The 16,682-nt window shown below is 57.5% G+C and carries 12 protein-coding genes, 1 tRNA gene, 1 other RNA gene and 1 pseudogene; 7 read left to right on the top strand and 8 right to left on the bottom strand.

What is annotated here, in order from left to right:
• Window positions 1–153: 153 nt before the first annotated feature.
• The 8 genes from choV to F451_RS0100545 all read right to left on the bottom strand — a co-directional run bounded on the left by choV (window position 154) and on the right by F451_RS0100545 (window position 8,808).
• Entirely contained in the window at window positions 154–1,350 is a 1,197-nt protein-coding gene (choV, locus tag F451_RS0100580; RefSeq protein WP_020679396.1) for a choline ABC transporter ATP-binding protein, read from the bottom strand.
• Window positions 1,351–1,352: 2 nt separating this feature from the next.
• Window positions 1,353–2,198 carry a choline ABC transporter permease subunit gene (choW, locus tag F451_RS0100575; protein WP_020679395.1) on the bottom strand — a complete coding sequence of 282 codons (846 nt, stop codon included), beginning with the start codon at window positions 2,196–2,198 and terminating at the stop codon, window positions 1,353–1,355.
• A 91-nt stretch (window positions 2,199–2,289) separates the two neighbouring features.
• Window positions 2,290–3,240 carry a choline ABC transporter substrate-binding protein gene (locus F451_RS0100570; RefSeq protein WP_020679394.1) on the bottom strand — a complete coding sequence of 317 codons (951 nt, stop codon included), beginning with the start codon at window positions 3,238–3,240 and terminating at the stop codon, window positions 2,290–2,292.
• A 140-nt stretch (window positions 3,241–3,380) separates the two neighbouring features.
• A complete protein-coding gene (betB, locus tag F451_RS0100565) occupies window positions 3,381–4,841 on the bottom strand; it encodes a betaine-aldehyde dehydrogenase (protein WP_020679393.1) in 1,461 nt (486 codons plus the stop codon).
• 2 nt (window positions 4,842–4,843) lie between these two features.
• Window positions 4,844–5,467 (bottom strand): transcriptional regulator BetI, encoded by a 624-nt coding sequence (gene betI, locus F451_RS0100560; protein WP_020679392.1) that lies wholly within the window; start codon window positions 5,465–5,467, stop codon window positions 4,844–4,846.
• 403 nt (window positions 5,468–5,870) lie between these two features.
• Window positions 5,871–6,485: a DUF938 domain-containing protein gene (locus F451_RS0100555; protein WP_020679391.1), complete on the bottom strand. Its 615-nt coding sequence runs from the start codon at window positions 6,483–6,485 to the stop codon at window positions 5,871–5,873.
• 94 nt (window positions 6,486–6,579) lie between these two features.
• Complete coding sequence (locus F451_RS26500; protein WP_020679390.1) at window positions 6,580–8,112, bottom strand: sensor domain-containing diguanylate cyclase; 1,533 nt, start codon at window positions 8,110–8,112, stop codon at window positions 6,580–6,582.
• 279 nt (window positions 8,113–8,391) lie between these two features.
• Window positions 8,392–8,808: a c-type cytochrome gene (locus F451_RS0100545; protein WP_020679389.1), complete on the bottom strand. Its 417-nt coding sequence runs from the start codon at window positions 8,806–8,808 to the stop codon at window positions 8,392–8,394.
• 405 nt (window positions 8,809–9,213) lie between these two features.
• On the opposite strand from F451_RS0100545, the gene F451_RS0100540 reads away from it, so the two are divergent.
• The 7 genes and pseudogenes from F451_RS0100540 (at window position 9,214) to F451_RS0100515 (ending at window position 16,612) form a co-directional block, all read left to right on the top strand.
• Window positions 9,214–9,290, top strand: a tRNA-Arg gene (locus tag F451_RS0100540).
• Window positions 9,291–9,338: 48 nt separating this feature from the next.
• A non-coding RNA gene (locus F451_RS27000) (RtT sRNA) lies at window positions 9,339–9,462 on the top strand.
• Window positions 9,463–10,221: 759 nt separating this feature from the next.
• Window positions 10,222–12,453: an NADP-dependent isocitrate dehydrogenase gene (locus F451_RS0100535; protein ID WP_020679388.1), complete on the top strand. Its 2,232-nt coding sequence runs from the start codon at window positions 10,222–10,224 to the stop codon at window positions 12,451–12,453.
• A gap of 547 nt (window positions 12,454–13,000) precedes the next feature.
• Window positions 13,001–14,165, top strand: a protein-coding gene (locus F451_RS0100525; RefSeq protein ID WP_240476424.1) for an IS3 family transposase whose coding sequence is annotated in 2 segments (ribosomal slippage) — window positions 13,001–13,266 and window positions 13,265–14,165 — 1,167 coding nt in all. Because the reading frame shifts where the segments join, the coding sequence is not laid out codon by codon here.
• 371 nt (window positions 14,166–14,536) lie between these two features.
• On the top strand, window positions 14,537–14,746 hold the full coding sequence (locus tag F451_RS0100520) for an addiction module protein (protein ID WP_020679385.1): 210 nt from the start codon (window positions 14,537–14,539) through the stop codon (window positions 14,744–14,746).
• An 83-nt stretch (window positions 14,747–14,829) separates the two neighbouring features.
• Window positions 14,830–15,039: pseudogene (locus F451_RS28735) on the top strand (type II toxin-antitoxin system RelE/ParE family toxin); the annotation flags it as partial.
• Window positions 15,040–15,142: 103 nt separating this feature from the next.
• Window positions 15,143–16,612, top strand: coding sequence for a mannose-1-phosphate guanylyltransferase/mannose-6-phosphate isomerase (locus F451_RS0100515; protein WP_020679384.1), 1,470 nt, complete (start codon window positions 15,143–15,145; stop codon window positions 16,610–16,612).
• The last annotated feature ends 70 nt before the right edge of the window (window positions 16,613–16,682 follow it).

Genomic DNA, 16,682 nt, shown 5'->3' with positions numbered 1-16,682 from the left:
AAAACTTCCTTATCTTTTTTGTTGTGGTATTGCGAGATCGTGGCGCTGTTCAGCGCCGGAGTCTGCAAGACTAATGCAGACTCCGGCGCCGGACATAAGGCGGTTAAAAACGACTGATGCTGGACTATTAACGCATTCGATAGTGGGTCGAATTCAGGCCGACGCGGTATCGAAGTGCTTGCCCAGCAGGGCATGGTAGAAGTCGCGGTCACGCAGCACGCCCACCAGTCCGCTGGCCTCCTGCAGCAGCACCGGCAGGCCGGTCTGGTAGCGTATTTCCAGTGCCTGGCGCATCGAAATATCCGGGCTGGCAATGACCAGGGTGCCTTCGTTGAGGTCGTTCAGCGAGCTGCTGTTTTCCCATTTGTGCAGCTGGAGCGCCTGTTTCTGCCGGTGAGCAGACAGCAGCTGACCGTCGGCATTCATGTTAAACCAGCTGTTTTCCTCGCGGTTCAGGACCAGCATCTCGTCGAGGCGTTCCAGCTGATCCAGTCCGGTCATGAGCGAGCGGCCCTTGAGCACGTTCAGCGGGTTGGTATGGGCGACAAAGTTGCGCACGTACTCGTTGCAGGGGTTGAGAACGATGTCTTCGGGGCGGCCATGCTGAATGATGCGCGCCGATTCCATGATCGCGATATGGGTGCCAATCTTTAGCGCTTCATCCAGGTCATGGCTGACAAAGATGATGGTCTTGTTGAGCTTGCGCTGCAGTTCGAGCAGTTCGTCCTGTAACTGGTTGCGGATCAGCGGGTCCAGCGCCGAGAAGGGTTCATCCATCAGCAGGATGTCGCTGTCCATCGCAAAGGCGCGGGCCAGGCCGACGCGCTGCTGCATGCCGCCGGACAGTTCGTGGGGCAGCTTGTTGCTCCACTCGTCGAGGCCCACCATCTCAAGTTTTTCCATCGCCTGGCGCCGGCGCTCATCCTTGCCGATACCCTGCATTTCAAGTCCGAAGGCGACGTTGTCCAGCACGCTGAGCCAGGGCATCAGGGCAAACTTCTGAAACACCATGGAGACACGTTTGCTGCGCATGTGACGCAGGGTATTGGCATCGCAGCTGGCCATATTGACCATCTGGTCGCCATCCTGCACCAGCAGTTCGCCGCGGCTGATGGGGTTGAGGCCGTTCACCGCGCGCAGCAGGCTGGACTTGCCGGAGCCGGACAGCCCCATCAGCACGCAGATCTCGCCCCGCTGTACCTCGATGCTGGCGTTCTGTACGCCCACCACCTGGCCAGTGGCCTCAATGATTTCCTGGCGTGTTTTACCCTGCTCCAGCAGGCTCAGCGCCGGTTGGACGTTCTTGCCAAACACCACATCCAGATTCTTGATACTGACGGCTACGGACATGTTCAAGCCTCCTCTTTGGCGTTAGGCGCCTTGCAGATGCGATCCAGGATGATGGCAACCAGCACGATGGCCAGGCCAGCTTCAAAGCCCTGGGATATGTTCACGGTGTTGAGTGCGCGTACCACCGGCTTGCCCAGACCATCGGCGCCGACCAGAGCAGCGATAACCACCATCGACAGCGACAGCATGATGCACTGTGTGACGCCGGCCATGATATTGGGCATGGCGGCGGGCAGCTCTACTTTGACCAGCAGTTTCAGCGGCGTGGCACCAAATGCCCGGCCGGCTTCGATCAGTTCTTCCGGCACCTTGCTGATACCCAGGTAGGTGAGGCGTATGGGGGCGGCGATGGCAAAGATGATGGTGGAGATCAGGCCCGGCACCACGCCAAGACCGAACAGGACCAGGGTCGGGATCAGGTAAACGAAGGTGGGGATTGTCTGCATCAGGTCGAGGATCGGACGCAGTATGGTGTAGACCCAGGGCTTGTGGGCGGCGAGCACGCCGATGGGCAGACCCAGCAGCACCGACAGCGTGGTGGCCGCCAGTACGAGTACAAAGGTTTCGAGCATTTCCTGCCAGTAACCCAGGTTCAGGATCAGTAACAGGGCGGCGACCACAAAGATTACCAGTCCAATACTGCGGTGCAGTAGCCAAGCCAGGGCGGCGGTCATCACAATCGGTACATAGACCGGAAACCACTGGAATATGGCGACCATATTGAGGATCAGCCATTCCAGCGAGATGGCGATGGTATCGAAAAATCCAGCGGCGTTGCCAGTCAGCCAGTCGACGAAAAGCTCCATCCAGCTGCCAAGGGGTATCTTGTGATCTGTTAACCAGTTCATGGGAGGTTTCCTCAGGATGAGCAGGGCCATTTACCGCGCCGTGAGGCGCGGTAGCAGGGAGTTTCAAGGTCAGTGTTTGGATCTAAGACGATCAGAGGCCGAGGTGGGTGCGGATCGCCGCGAGGCCGGGTTTGCCGTCCCGGGTCTGTACGCCATCCAGCCAGACATCCAGCACCTGCGGGTTCTTCTGCAACCAGGCGCGGGCAGCGTCGCGCGGTTTCTGGTTGTCATCCAGAATGGCACCCATCACTTCATTTTCCATGGCCAGGGAGAATTCCAGATTGGACAGCAGCTTGCCGATGTTGGCGCACTCCTGAACATAGCCCTTGCGCACATTGGTATAGACGGTGGCGCCGCCAAAATCGGGCCCGAACCAGTCGTCTCCGCCGCTGAGGTACTCCATCTCGAAGTTGGCATTCATTGGATGCGGCGCCCAGCCCAGGAAGGCGATCCACTTGTTACGACGGGCGGAACGGTTGATCTGGGCCATCATGCCCGCTTCGGAGGATTCCACCAGCTTGAAATCGCCCAGCTCGAAGGCGTTCTCATCGATCATTTTCTGAATCAGGCGGTTACCGTCATTACCCGGCTCAATGCCGTAAATGCTGCCTTTGAACTCGTCGCTGAATTTGGCCAGATCGGCAAACGTCCTGACCCCGCCATCGTAGGCGGCCTTGGAAACGGCCAGGGTGTACTTGGCGCCCTTGAGATTGGCACGCACGGTTTCGACCGAGCCTTCATCGCGGTACTTGGCGATATCGCCTTCCATGGTGGGCATCCAGTTGCCCAGAAAGACGTCGATATCATTGGCTGCCAGGGAGTTGTAGGTCACCGGTACCGACAGCAGGTCGGTGCGGCTTTCGTAGCCCAGGGCCTCTACCAGCTCTGAGGTTACGGCGGTGGTGGACGTAATGTCGGTCCAGCCGACGTCGGCGAAACGCACGGTATCACAGCTACCAGCCGCCATGGCGGTGGTGCTCAGACCGGCGGCGCACATCAGGGTTAGAAGGCCGTTGCGTACATTCTTGATGGTGGAAGTCATAGTGAGTCCTGTTGAATTATCATTATTCTGTACCTCCAGGGCAGCCCGTAGGGTATTGCGGGCTGGCGTGGAGCCACAGCGGCGCAGACCTGGGTCTGCGCACCTGTTGGTTTATTTCGCTTTTGCTCTTGTTGCCTGCTTTATATATAGGGGTTCTCGAGTTCGCCCAGCTCCACAAAGACACTCTTGGTCTGGGTGTACTGATAAAGACTCTCGATACCGTTTTCGCGTCCGATGCCGGATTCCTTGTAGCCGCCGACCGGCATTTCGGCTGGCGAAGCCCCCCAGGTATTAATCCAGCAGATACCTGCCTGCAACTGGGCGATCACGCGGTGTGCACGGCTGAAGTCGCGCGTAAATACACCAGCGGCCAGGCCGAAGCGGTTATCGTTGGCACGGCGGATGACTTCGTCTTCATCGTGAAAGCGCAGCACTGACATGACCGGGCCAAAAATCTCTTGCTGTACATTGGGCATGTCGTCGGTGCAGTCGGCGAAGACCGTGGGTTCGACGAAGTTGCCCCGCTCGAGCCCCGGTCCGGTGGCACGCTTGCCGCCGCATACCAGACGGGCGCCGGCCTGGCGGGCAGCGTCGATGATACCCAGTACCTTTTCCATGTGCTGGCCCGAGATCAGCGCACCAATCTGGGTCGACGGATCCATCGGGTCGCCGATGCGAAGCGCACGCGTGCGTACTTCCAGCTGGGCGATAAATTCATCATAAATGGCGTCATGCACGAAGACACGAGTTCCGTGGGTGCAGACTTCGCCCTGGGTATAAAAGTTTGCCAGTAGCGCACCGGACACGGCGGTTTCCACCTTGGTGTCGGGGAACACGATCATTGGGGACTTGCCGCCGAGCTCCATGGTGACCGACTTCAGTGAGCCTGCCGCCGCGCTCATGACCTTTTTGCCGGTGCCACATTCGCCGGTGAAGGACACCTTGGCGATATCCGGGTGATTGCTGAGCATGGCGCCGGTGCGACCATCGCCCTGCACAACGTTAAAGACACCGTCCGGCAGGCCGGCTTCGGTAAATATTTCCGCCAGCTTCATGACGCTCAGCGGAGTCTCTTCCGAGGGCTTGAAGATCATTGCATTGCCGGCGGCCAGTGCCGGTGCCGCCTTCCAGCAGGCGATCTGGATCGGGTAGTTCCAGGCACCGATACCGGCACAGACGCCCAGCGGTTCGCGACGGCTGTAGAAAAAGTTGCCGTTGCCCAGGTCCTGATACTCGCCCTGGATCTTGGCGGCGAGGCCCGCGTAGTATTCGATAACATCGGCGCCGGTGTGAATGTCCACCAGGTCCGCTTCCTGCAGCGGCTTGCCGGTGTCCTGTACCTCAAGGCGGGCCAGCTCGTCATTGCGTTCACGCAGCAGCTCGACGGCGCGCAGCAGGATGCGGCTGCGTTCTGTGCCCGTCATGGCCGACCAGATTGCAAAGCCCTCCCGGGATGAGGCCAGGGCGGCTTCAATGTCGGCTTCATTGGCCTGCTGTACCTGGGCCAGTGTCTCGCCGGTGGCGGGGTTGCGGGTCACGAAGGTTTCGCCGCTGCTGGCGTTGCGGTAAGCGCCATGAATGTAGAGAGAAATAGTGTTCATAGTTACCTTGCTGTCCGGGTTAAGCGATGTTCGGTGATTGCACTCGGCGGCAGCTGCCGCTCCAGGTAATCGGTGATGATGCGCTGTGCCAGCTCACCATTAATGCCACCTGGCGTCAGGGCACCGCGCAACCAGATGCCATCGATCAGTGCGGCGATGCCCTGGGCGACAAACTGGGCCCGTTCGGGTTCCATGACCCGCTTGAGCTCTCGCCGCAGATGAGACAGCAGGCGCTGCTCGTTGACCCGTTGCAGCCGGAACAGGGCGTGGTGATGCATGGCCTGGGACCAGAACGCCAGCCAGGTTTTGACTACTTTGGAGTCCAGCTGACTGCTGTCGAAGTTACCGCCCACGATCGCCTTGATGCGAGCGACAACATCATTGGGGTCCGTGTCGCCAAGACGGTCTCTTACCGCATCCGAAAGATCCTTCAGTACCGAGCGCATGGTCGCCTCGAGTAATCCATCCTTGCCACCGAAGTAGTGGTTGATAATCGCCGGTGACACGCCGGCGTAGCGGCTGATGATCGCGACGCTGGCTTTCTGCAGACCGGTTGAATCAATGGCTTGCATGGTTGCCTTGATCAGCTGGGGTTTTCGGATTTCTGGCATCCCGACCTTGGGCATAGGGGCGCTGCACTCTTTTTTAATTAAATAGTCATTTAATAAAAGATTGGCGGTTTAGCCGCGCACTGTCAACCCGCACTTTGGGGACGTGACGTAAATGGGTATGAAAATCCGCGAATTACGGTAAAAATGTCGTAAATTAAATTGTAGGGGTCGCTTTTAGGTATGGAAACGGCGGTTTTTCTGAATTTACGGCGCAGCCCAATTTGGGGTCAGGGCGGCACAATTCGCACCGCGGTGGTGCGGTTTTGGCTTGAGGGTTGGGAGTTTATTCCCCCGGAATGCGTAAACTTACGTCTCGAAACTCGCAGGGGCTCGCTTCCCGGAGTTCGTAAACCATCTCATCAGGCTACGTGGCTTTTCACTTTTCACTTTTCACTTTTCACTTTTCACTTTTCACTTTTCACCTTTCACCTTTCACTTTGCCCTTGCGCCAGATGATCAACTGGTTGTTGGCGGGCATGGCGATGTCACATTTCAGCTCGAGTCCAAACTCAAGGGTATGCTGGTTCAAGGCCTCAAAATCACGAATGCCGCTGCGGGGGTTGCGCAGGCGTAACCAGCGGTCAAATTCGGCATTGCTGGGGCTGGTGTAGTGTCCCTGGTAGCGAAACGGGCCGTAAATGCACAGCAATCCGCCAGGCACCAGAAGCTTGCCTGCGCCCTGCATAAAGGCAATGACCTCAGGCCAACCCATGATATGTAACGTATTGGCACTGTAGATGACATCGGCAGACGTAACGGGCCAGGGGGTTGTCGTCACATCCAGCGCCAGGGGCGGGTTGATGTTGTCGTTGCCGAGGCGCTGCAGGTTGGCGCCCAGGGCAGGCAGGTTCTCGGCAAGATCCGTGGGCTGCCAGCGCAGATGCGGGAGCGCCGCAGCAAAGTGTGCGACGTGCTGGCCCGAGCCGCTGCCGACTTCCAGCACCGTACCTGCCGTGGGCAGTAGCGGTCCTAGCCGGGCGAGAATGACGCCCTGGTTGCGGGCACAGGCTTCGCTGTAATTCAGCCAGTTCAAAGGGTATTCCGAGGTTCAGGGGCGAAATCAGGCTTTAAGGATCGTGCTTTGGGCACAAAGACGCAAGGGCGATATATTCCTGCTGGTAACAATGTCAGCCCGTGGCGGTATTAATTGCAGTACGATCGTTGCGGCTCTGTTTGCGCAGGTACATCTGGCGATCGGCCAGGCCCAGCAAGCCTTCGGCGTCGTCAGCGTCCTCGGGGAAAACAGCGAGGCCGAAGCTGCCGCTTTGTACGAGTACGAGCTCACCGACCTTGAAGGGCCGCTCAAACAGGGCTTCGAGCTTGGCTCTAATCTTGTTGAGCTGGCGCTCACCGTCAAATACCGGAATCAGAATGACGAACTCATCACCGTGAATGCGTGCAATGGTGTCTTCACTGCGCATGGACTCACGCAGGCGGACCCCGATCTGGATCAGCAACTGGTCGCCGATATCGTGCCCCCAGGCATCATTGACCTGTTTGAAATCATCCAGATCGAGAAAGAATACCGCCACTCGGCTGGAGGTTCGCTGTGCCGAACGGATCGCCTGTTCGAGCCGGTCCAGCAACAGGTTGGTGTTGGGCAGGCCGGTCAGGTGGTCAAAATGTGCCTTGTTGTAGAGGCTTGCCTGCTGTTCGAGCAATTGTCTGCGGGTGCGCCACACACGGCCAAGGATCCATCCGCCTTGCAGCATCAACAGGGTGATGCCGCCCAGCAACGCAGTAATCGGCATGTGATTCAGCGCTTGCCAGCGGGGCTGATACTGTAGATTGAGCGACAGGTCATGGTAAATGCCGCTAAAGCGCTGGGTGTGACTCAGTGCCGGGATCGGGATTGCCAGGCTTGACTGGGGCTGGCTTTCAAACAGCGTAACGGGGGCTGCATCAGCTGACTCCTGGCGGACGAGGCGCAGGCCGAGGCCAGGCTCATCGACCAGTTCTGGCGTAAACAGGGCCGCGGCACTGATCGCCAGCAAGGCGTAATCGGAAAACTGTCCGGAGTGCGCGTGTTCCTGTTCGTTCAGCTGTTCGTCGATGGCATGATAGATCAGATACCCGGGGCCGTCGCCGAGCTGAATGGGCTTGGACATGCCGCTGGGCGCAACGTTACCGGACAGCCGGCCGTTGAGCACTGAGGATTTGCTGGCCAGGTCCAGCCCTAGCAATGTTCTGGCGTCGGGGCGCTCGGGTACAATCAATACAACCGGGTAAAGGTCTTTTTGGGGACCGTCAAGCGTATCACTGGCGGGTGGCTGGATGTGGAAACTGCGTGATTCTGCTGCGGCCATCTGCTGCTCAAACTGCTGGCGCTGGTCCGGTTGAACCCGGCTGGCAATGGCAAACATGTACAGGTCTGGGAAATGTACTGACAGGCTTTTGGCCGTGCTTTTTGCCTGTTGGTAACTAAAGCTGGGCTGGCCGGCAAGGCCGTGGGCAAAACTCTCTAGTGCGACCTGCTGTTCTTCGAGCTGCTGTGCGACCTGGCGGGTAATGTTGCTGGACAGGGTATTGAAGCGGTCTTCCAGTCGGCTGTACTCGAGAACGGCAACACTGGCAACCATCAGCACAACGGCTGTTACCCAGATAACAAGGTAAGCAATGAGCTGGGACCTGGACATCAGATCAACGAGGGAGCGCTCCATGCTGTACTTCCGAACGTCGAAGGAACCTGAATGATGTCTCCAAAATCCGACGCAATCAAGAAAAATCGGTAATCAGCTGTCTGCGATCTTCCGATTTGAACCCTGCCCAATACCAAAGACTGGTTAAAATCTGGTCCTATGGAGGTTCGCAGCGATATCCTGTTTTCAGGGTTGTACTGCCAATATGGCTTATGCTTCTTTGCGCTTTTCACTAGGGTGGGACTGTAAACGAAAAACCCCGCCGGAGCGGGGTTTCTAACATTTGGCTGGATGGCCCGTTTACTTGGCGCTGTCCAGCATGTGCTGAATCGCACCCTCGATCTCGTCATCTGAGCAATCGGCGCAGGTGCCGCGCGGGGGCATGGCGTTGATGCCGTTGATGGCGTTAGCCAGCAGAGTCTCCATGCCCTTGGCGCCACGATCGGCCCAGTCACTGGTGCCAAACTTCGGTGCATCCAGAACCCCTGTGCCGTGGCAGGCAGAACATTTGGTGTTGTAGACGTCTTCACCGCTGCGTCCGCCGCTGCCAGCAGAGGCTGCTGCCGCGCCGCCACAGCTGTCATCGCCGACCATGCACACGGAACCCGCCGGCTTGATGCGCTCGATGATCTTCTCGTTGTTGGTTGCGGCTTGCACCGACGCGACCAATACGGCACCCAGACCCAGCGCGCAAAGCGCAGATACAAATTTATTCACACTAAGGACCCTCATCACTTTTAAAAAATTCAGCGTATCCGCCCGTCTGCTACAGACGCCCGTCTCGCTGGGCGAGCAATGGGCCAGGGACAGACGCGACAACGCAATGAGTAACTGGCGCAGAATTATAACGGCAAAACTCCGGCACCGATACGGGATAGGGTGAAAGGACTGCAGGGACAGGCACGTAGCATTTGATCAGTTGCAGCAATCAATAACGAAACAAGGGGGAAGTGCCATCCGTGGCTGAACCCCGCCGATACGTATCCTGATCAGCCAGGAACGATACTAGCCCTCGTCTGTTACGCGGGTGTGACGCCACGGCATCATTCGCCCGCGTATGAAAACGCTTGGCAAACACCTTAGTTATCCGTAACATACCGGCCTGCAAACAACTTCTTTTGCGCGCCTGTAGCTCAGCTGGATAGAGTAGCAGGTTCCGATCCTGTTGGTCGGGGGTTCGAATCCCTCCAGGCGCGCCACTTTTCCCAGTTTGCTCCGTATTTTCAGTGTTACCACCTTCAACTATTCGCAGTCCGTCGCCTGGAGGGTGAGAACCCCCGATGGGTTCGAGTCGAGCGTAGCGAGACAACGTTGCCGCAGGCAACGGCCCGCAGGGTGAGGCGAAGCCGAATAATCCCTCCAGGCGCGCCACTTTTCCCGTTTGCCTCTCCTTCTTATTTTGTCATTTGTTCATCGTTAATCAGTAATTGGTCATTCGTAAGTCGCAGCGAAAATTGGTCATTCGTAAGTCGCAGCGAATGCCGCTATCAGCTGTGGTCCAAATGACGCTTTTGTGGGATGCGGTGCAGCGAAGCGAAACCCATCGATATTCACGCGTAATTCGGCATTCGAAAAACGAATCCCTCAGTGGCGCGTTCTACCCATGGTGACTCACGACTCACAGGTCACAAATCAGTGCATCTTCGACCATGGTCCAGTACTGAACTTGCAATTTCAGTCTCTCTGGGGCGCGCCGGATTCGATTGTCGATGGTATGATTAGGCCGCTATATGACCAGCAGAGGCCTGGCGGCGTTCTAACCCGCCTCGTTCCTGGCCGTGCGAGCAGCAGATTCACCGGTGTATCAGGCTCGGTGATGACTGGGCACACAGGGTCTTGAATGTATAAAGCTGCGGTTATGTGGTGCCCCGAACCGTCGGAGCGGTCGGGTGGCCCTGGCAGGGTGGCGTACATGTGCCTGATGACCCAAGCTATTTCTGCCAACGGTGCCGATAGGCGATCAAGCAGGCGAAGACCCGCGATCCCGTAACCTGCGTCAGGTGCAGGCATGGATATTGCCTGCAAAATAGCCCCTGCGTACGTTCAACACTATCTTTCGCATAACGGAGTCTCCGGTCGCGGCATCAGCCACAAGCCGTTGCACGCTGCCGGAACATACAGAGTGATACTATGACAAAACAGACGATTTACTACACGCTCACCGACGAAGCGCCTTCGCTGGCAACCTGCTCGCTGCTGCCCATCGTTCGAACCTTTACCAGCGCTGCCGGCATTGATGTCCAGATCACCGATATCTCCCTGGCAGGCCGTGTCCTGTCAGCTTTCCCGGAGTTTTTGACCGAAGACCAGCGCGTAACCGATGGTCTGGCGTTTCTGGGCGACCTGACCCAGGATCCGAATGCGAACATCGTTAAACTGCCAAACATCAGCGCCTCCGTGCCGCAGCTTAAAGCCTGCATCGCCGAGCTGCAGGGCCAGGGCTACAAGATTCCGAACTTCCCCGAAGCGCCGAAGGATGAGGCGGAGCAGGAAATTCGCAGCCGTTACTCCAAGCTGCTGGGCAGCGCGGTAAACCCGGTACTGCGCGAAGGCAACTCCGACCGTCGTGCGCCGGCTGCCGTGAAGCAGTTCGTACGCAAGTTTCCGCACAGCATGGGCAAGTGGAGCATGGCCTCGCAAACCCATGCCGACTACATGCGTGGTGGTGACTTCTACTCCAGCGAACAGTCTGTAACCGTTGATGAGCCCACCGATGTGCGCATCGAGTTTGTTGGCAACGACGGTGCCGTCACCGTTAAGAAAGAACTGAGCCTGGAAGCGGGTGAAATCCTCGACAGCATGTTCATGAGCGCCAAGGCACTGCGCCAGTTCTTTGAAGATTCCCTCAACGATGCCAAAGAATCCAACGTAATGTGGTCTCTGCACGTCAAGGCCACCATGATGAAGGTGTCTCACCCCATCGTGTTCGGCCACGCCGTGACCGTGTTCTACAAGGATTTGTTTGAGAAGCACGGCGAGCTGTTTAAAGAGCTGGGTGTAAATCCGAACAACGGCCTGAGCAGCGTGTACGAGAAAATCGAATCCCTGCCGCGCTCCAAGCGCGAAGAGATTCTGGAAGACATCCACGCCTGCTACGAAAATCGCCCGGAAATGGCGATGGTTGACTCCGTCAAGGGTATCACCAACCTGCACGTACCGAGCGACGTGATCGTCGATGCCTCCATGCCTGCCATGATCCGTAACGGCGGCAAGATGTGGGGCCCCGATGGCAAGGCCAAGGACACCAAGGCCGTCATGCCGGAAAGCACCTACTCCACCATCTATCAGGAGATGATCAACTTCTGCAAGACCAACGGTGCTTTCGATCCCACCACCATGGGTACTGTGCCAAACGTCGGTCTGATGGCGAAAAAAGCCGAAGAGTACGGCTCCCACGACAAGACCTTCGAAATGATGGCCGACGGCATCATGCGTGTGGTCAAGGCCGACGGCACCGTGCTGATGCAGCACAATGTCGAGCAGGGTGATATCTGGCGCGCCTGCCAGACCAAGGACGAGCCCGTACGTGACTGGGTCAAGCTGGCCGTTACCCGTGCTCGCCAGTCCGACACCCCTGCCATCTTCTGGCTGGACCGCAACCGTGCCCACGATATCCAGCTGATCAAGAAGGTTAACAAGTACCTGCAGGAACACGACACCAGTGGTCTGGACATCCGTATCATGACCTACGTTGAGGCGATTCGCCGCAGCATGGAGCGCATGGTGCGTGGTCGTGACACCATCTCCGTGACCGGCAACGTACTGCGTGACTACCTCACCGACCTGTTCCCGATCATGGAGCTGGGTACCTCTGCCAAGATGCTGTCCATCGTGCCGATGCTCAAGGGCGGCGGCATGTATGAAACCGGTGCTGGTGGCTCCGCGCCCAAGCACGTGCAGCAGGTTGAAGAAGAGAACCACCTGCGCTGGGACTCCCTGGGCGAATTCATGGCCCTGGCCGTGTCGCTGGAAGAGATGGGCATCAAGCAGAACAACCCGCGCGCCAAAGTCCTGGCCAAAACCCTGGACGAAGCCACCGGCAAGCTGCTGGAGAACAACAAGTCTCCATCGCGCCGTACCGGCGAACTGGACAACCGCGGCAGCCACTTCTATCTGGGAATGTACTGGGCTCAGGCCCTCACCGCTCAGGCGGAAGATCCGGAGCTGGCTGCACTGTTCGCACCGCTGGCGGAAGCCATGGCCACCAATGAAGACAAGATCATTGGGGAACTTGCTGCCGTTCAGGGCAAGCCCGCTGAGCTGGGTGGCTACTACCATGCCATGCGCGAAAACGTGAAGAAAGTCATGCGCCCAAGCGCCACGCTGAACGCCGTACTGGCAGAGGCTAACGCCCAGCGTTAATTTCATTCTTGCGCAAGACCCAAGCCCGGTGCAGCGAACTGCACCGGGCTTTTTTGTTATTGATGAATGGTGATTGGCGAATGGTAAGTAGTCATTCGAATCGGATGCCGCCAACCGCCGCGGTCCAAATGATGCTTGTGTAGGATGCGGTGCGGCGAAGCGAAACGAAACCCATCGGCAATCGTAACGCGTCATTCATGAGTCGCAGCCCGTAGCCTGGAATGAGTTTACGAATTCCGGGGGCTGAGCGAGCGAAGCCCGAGATCGATCGGCGCTTCTCGGAGTTTGTGCAGGGATTCTGTTCTTCGAAATTCGCCCCGGAATTCGCTTCGCTCATTCCAGGCTACGGCTTATTCTTCGCGTTCGGGGTCGTGCAGGGGGTCTGCTCTTCGAAGTTCGCTTAAGGCTCATTCCAGGCTACGAACTCATACCGTTCACCCTGCCGGCTAGCCACCTTGCCCCCCAGCCCACACACTGTGTACCCCCGGTGTACCCAGCAATCGTGGACACCTCAGTTAAGAGATAATCTCTGAAACCGAGGTAGATGATGACAACGAGAAAGAAATACACCAAAGAGTTTAAACAGGATGCGGTCCGACTGGTCACGGAGCAAGGCTACGCGCGGGCTGAGGCAGCGCGGAACCTGGGTATCAATGCCAACATGCTGGGGCGCTGGGTGCAGGAATTCCAGACTGATGAAAACGACGCCTTTCGTGGTAACGGCAACTTACCACCGGAGCGGGACGAATTGCGTCGCCTGCGCGAAGAGCGTCGCCGGCTGAAGTTGGAGCGGGAAATATTAAAAAAGCGGCGGTCTTCTTCGCGAAAGAATCGAGCTGCAGTATCAGTTCATCGTCCAGAAGAAGAAGGCCTACTCGGTGAAGTTGCTTTGCCGGGCACTGGGTGTTCCACGCAGCGGGTTTTACGACTACCTGCGACGTCAAAGCAACGGGCCAAACCCGGAGCGCGAAGAAATGATCGAGTGGATCCATGCATTGGCGAAGACGTCTGATCATACCTATGGCGCGCGGCGTATGGCCAAGGCCCTGCGGATGCTGGGCTTTCCGGTCGGTCGCTTTCAGGCGCAGAGCCTGATGCGCGAGGCCGGGGTATGGGTGCATTACCGCCGGCGCTATCGGGTTACCACTGACAGCCATCACCGCCAGCCGGTATTCGAGAACCGCCTGAAGCGAGGCTTCTCGGCCAAGGGTCCTGATCAGGCGTATGCCGGCGATATTACGTATGTGTGGACTCAGGAAGGCTGGCTATATTTGGCCGTGGTTATCGACCTGTACTCACGCAAAGTAGTGGGGTGGTCGATGAATAAGCGCATGACCAGTACCCTGGTGTGTGACGCCCTCAGGATGGCTCTATGGAGTCGCCGTCCCGTTCAGGGCCGGCTGATCCACGATTCTGATCGCGGTGTTCAGTATGCCGATCGGGCGTTTCGACAGCTGCTCGAAGCCCACGGCATTGCCGGCAGCATGAGCCGCAAAGGGAATTGCTGGGACACTGCCGTGGTAGAAAGTTTCTTCGACACACTGAAGTCCGAGCGCATTCATTGGCGCAGCTACCAAACCCGGGAGGAAGGCCGGGCGGATATCGCCCGCTACATCACGATGTTTTATAACAGCCACCGGTTACATTCCTATCTGGGTTACCAGAGTCCGAATGAGTTTGAACGAAAGGGCCTGTTGGCCAACGCCGCTTAACTGGGGTGTCCGTTATGACTTGACCACGTCATATCGTGCGGTTTGAAGATAGGTATGGAAGGAGTTGAAAGAGCGGGGGCAAGGGGCAAGGGAGAAGAGCAGGTACAAGGTACAAGGTTCAAGGGGCAAGGTTAAAAAAGCCGGCAAGCGGGCGACCTGCGGCCGCCTTGGTGCAATTCGCTGGAGGCTCATTGGCACCCTACGGGGCCTTTCTACGACTATGATAAAAACTGGGCACCACGAAGATGTCGACTATTCGTCGCGGGGCGCGACTCCTAGTGCGAGTTTTAACCATACGATGATTAAATGCTATTTTGTTATGTTTCGTTCCCGCACATGCTGCGCTATGGTTGAGGAAATTGGAGGTAACCATGAATCCAACACTAAGTGACCTGTCTATTGATCAGCGGATTCGCCTGGTTGAAGACGTCTGGGACAGCATCGCGGCTGAACAGCGGTCACTTCCTCTGATCAAGGCACAGCGGGATGAATTGGATAGGCGTCTGGATGCGTTAGAGGCAGATGGTGATACTGGTCGCAGTGCCACCTCGGTGCTGGAGAGCATTCGGAAAAAATTATGATGTTTGATGTTCGACTTCGCAAAGAAGCCGAGCAGGATCTTGAGGACGCCGCGTAATGGTATGAAGCGCAGAGCCAGGGACTTGGGCATGAATATTTAGGTGAAGTAGAAGCGACGCTGGGCCAAATTGCCGAAAATCCTTCCATGTATCCGCTGGTTCATCGCGGCACCCATCGTGCGTTGATCCGAAAATTTCCATTCGGTATTTATTATCGAGTTGCTGGGGACATGGTCATTGTAATTGCCGTGATGCACGGTAGTCGTCATCCCCGGCGATGGAAAACGAGAACCTGAGCAATAGGTCAAGCCGACAGGTTTCCGCTCAGGCTCCATACGTCGGGCAGCCTCCGAAAGGCGGGCTAGAGAATCGCCGATTTTATGGAAAAGGATTGAACTGATGAAACCGATTGTTATTGCCGGTGGTTCGGGCTCTCGCCTGTGGCCGCTGTCCCGCGCGCTTTACCCCAAGCAATTCCTGCCGCTGGCATCGGATCAGACCATGTTGCAGGCGACCCTGGCCCGTATCGACGGCCTCTGTGATGGTGCTCCTACGGTCATCTGTAATGAAGAACACCGCTTTATCGTCGCCGAACAGTTGCGCAGCCAGGCAGAGGGCGCTTCCATTATTCTGGAGCCCGCCGGGCGCAACACGGCGCCGGCGATTGCACTGGCGGCGCTGGAATCCCTGAACAAGGATGAAGACCCCTTGCTGCTGGTATTGGCGGCGGATCATGTGATTGAAGATGCGCCTCAGTTTCAGCAGGTGGTGCGCGCCGCCATGCCGCTGGCCGAGCAGGGCAAGCTGGTGACTTTTGGTATCGTCGCTACGGGCCCTGAAACCGGTTATGGCTATATCCGCCGTGGGGTGGCAATGGCAGATGCCGCGGCTTTGGCAGCCACTGCAGGTGGCTCGAGCGATTTGACCGGCTACGCCGTTGAGCAGTTTGTCGAAAAACCGGACTTGGCGACGGCCACGGGCTATGTCGACAGCGGTGAGTACTACTGGAACAGCGGCATGTTCCTGTTCAGGGCCAGCCGCTACCTGGAGGCACTGCGTGAATTTCGGCCCGATATTCTGGCCGCCTGTGAGCAGGCCATGGCAGATACGCACCAGGACATGGATTTTGTACGGGTCGACAAGCAGGCGTTTCTGGCCTGCCCGGATGAATCCGTCGATTACGCCGTTATGGAGCCGCTGTGCAGCGCGCCGGGCGATGATAGCGTGGTGGTGATGCCGCTGGCTGCCGGCTGGAGCGATGTGGGGTCCTGGTCGTCCCTGTGGGAGGTGAATGCCAAAGATGCGCAGGGTAATGTCACTCAGGGGGATACCCTGCTGCACAGCACCGAAGACTGCCTGGTACATAGCAGCCACCGACTGGTGGCAACCCTGGGCCTGAAGGACATGATCGTTGTTGAAACCAAGGATGCGGTGCTGGTAGCTGCCAGAGACTCTGTGCAGGATGTGAAGCATCTGGTCAATCACCTCAAGGCGCAGGGTCGCAGTGAGTACCAACTGCACCGCGAAGTTTACCGCCCCTGGGGCAAGTACGATTCCATCGACTCGGGCGAGCGCTACCAGGTGAAATGTATTACCGTGAAGCCCGGCGAGAAGCTCTCCATCCAGATGCACCACCACCGCGCTGAGCACTGGATAGTGGTATCCGGTACCGCCAGGGTACGCCGCGGTGACGAAGAACAGCTGCTCACCGAAAACCAGTCGATCTATATCCCGATCGGCGCCGTTCACTCACTGGAAAATCCCGGCAAGATCCCGTTGGAGCTGATCGAAGTACAGTCGGGTTCTTATCTGGGTGAAGACGATATCGTGCGGTTTGAAGATAGGTATGGCAGAGCGGGGGAAGGATAAAAGCAGGTTCAAGGTTTGCCTTATGTAGGTTGGCAATGAGCATCGCGAATTCCGACAACCGTCGCGCAGC

This window comes from Marinobacterium rhizophilum DSM 18822, from assembly GCF_000378045.1.
GTDB lineage: Bacteria > Pseudomonadota > Gammaproteobacteria > Pseudomonadales > Balneatricaceae > Marinobacterium_A > Marinobacterium_A rhizophilum.
This window is presented reverse-complemented; position numbering and strand designations above follow the sequence as displayed.

Coding starts and splice junctions, on each gene's coding strand:
- choW (WP_020679395.1), bottom strand. CDS start 2,198: ATGAACTGGTTAACAGATCACAAGATACCCCTTGGCAGCTGGATGGAG.
- betB (WP_020679393.1), bottom strand. CDS start 4,841: ATGAACACTATTTCTCTCTACATTCATGGCGCTTACCGCAACGCCAGC.
- F451_RS0100515 (WP_020679384.1), top strand. CDS start 15,143: ATGAAACCGATTGTTATTGCCGGTGGTTCGGGCTCTCGCCTGTGGCCG.
- choV (WP_020679396.1), bottom strand. CDS start 1,350: ATGTCCGTAGCCGTCAGTATCAAGAATCTGGATGTGGTGTTTGGCAAG.
- betI (WP_020679392.1), bottom strand. CDS start 5,467: ATGCCCAAGGTCGGGATGCCAGAAATCCGAAAACCCCAGCTGATCAAG.
- F451_RS0100535 (WP_020679388.1), top strand. CDS start 10,222: ATGACAAAACAGACGATTTACTACACGCTCACCGACGAAGCGCCTTCG.
- F451_RS0100570 (WP_020679394.1), bottom strand. CDS start 3,240: ATGACTTCCACCATCAAGAATGTACGCAACGGCCTTCTAACCCTGATG.
- F451_RS0100520 (WP_020679385.1), top strand. CDS start 14,537: ATGAATCCAACACTAAGTGACCTGTCTATTGATCAGCGGATTCGCCTG.
- F451_RS26500 (WP_020679390.1), bottom strand. CDS start 8,112: ATGGAGCGCTCCCTCGTTGATCTGATGTCCAGGTCCCAGCTCATTGCT.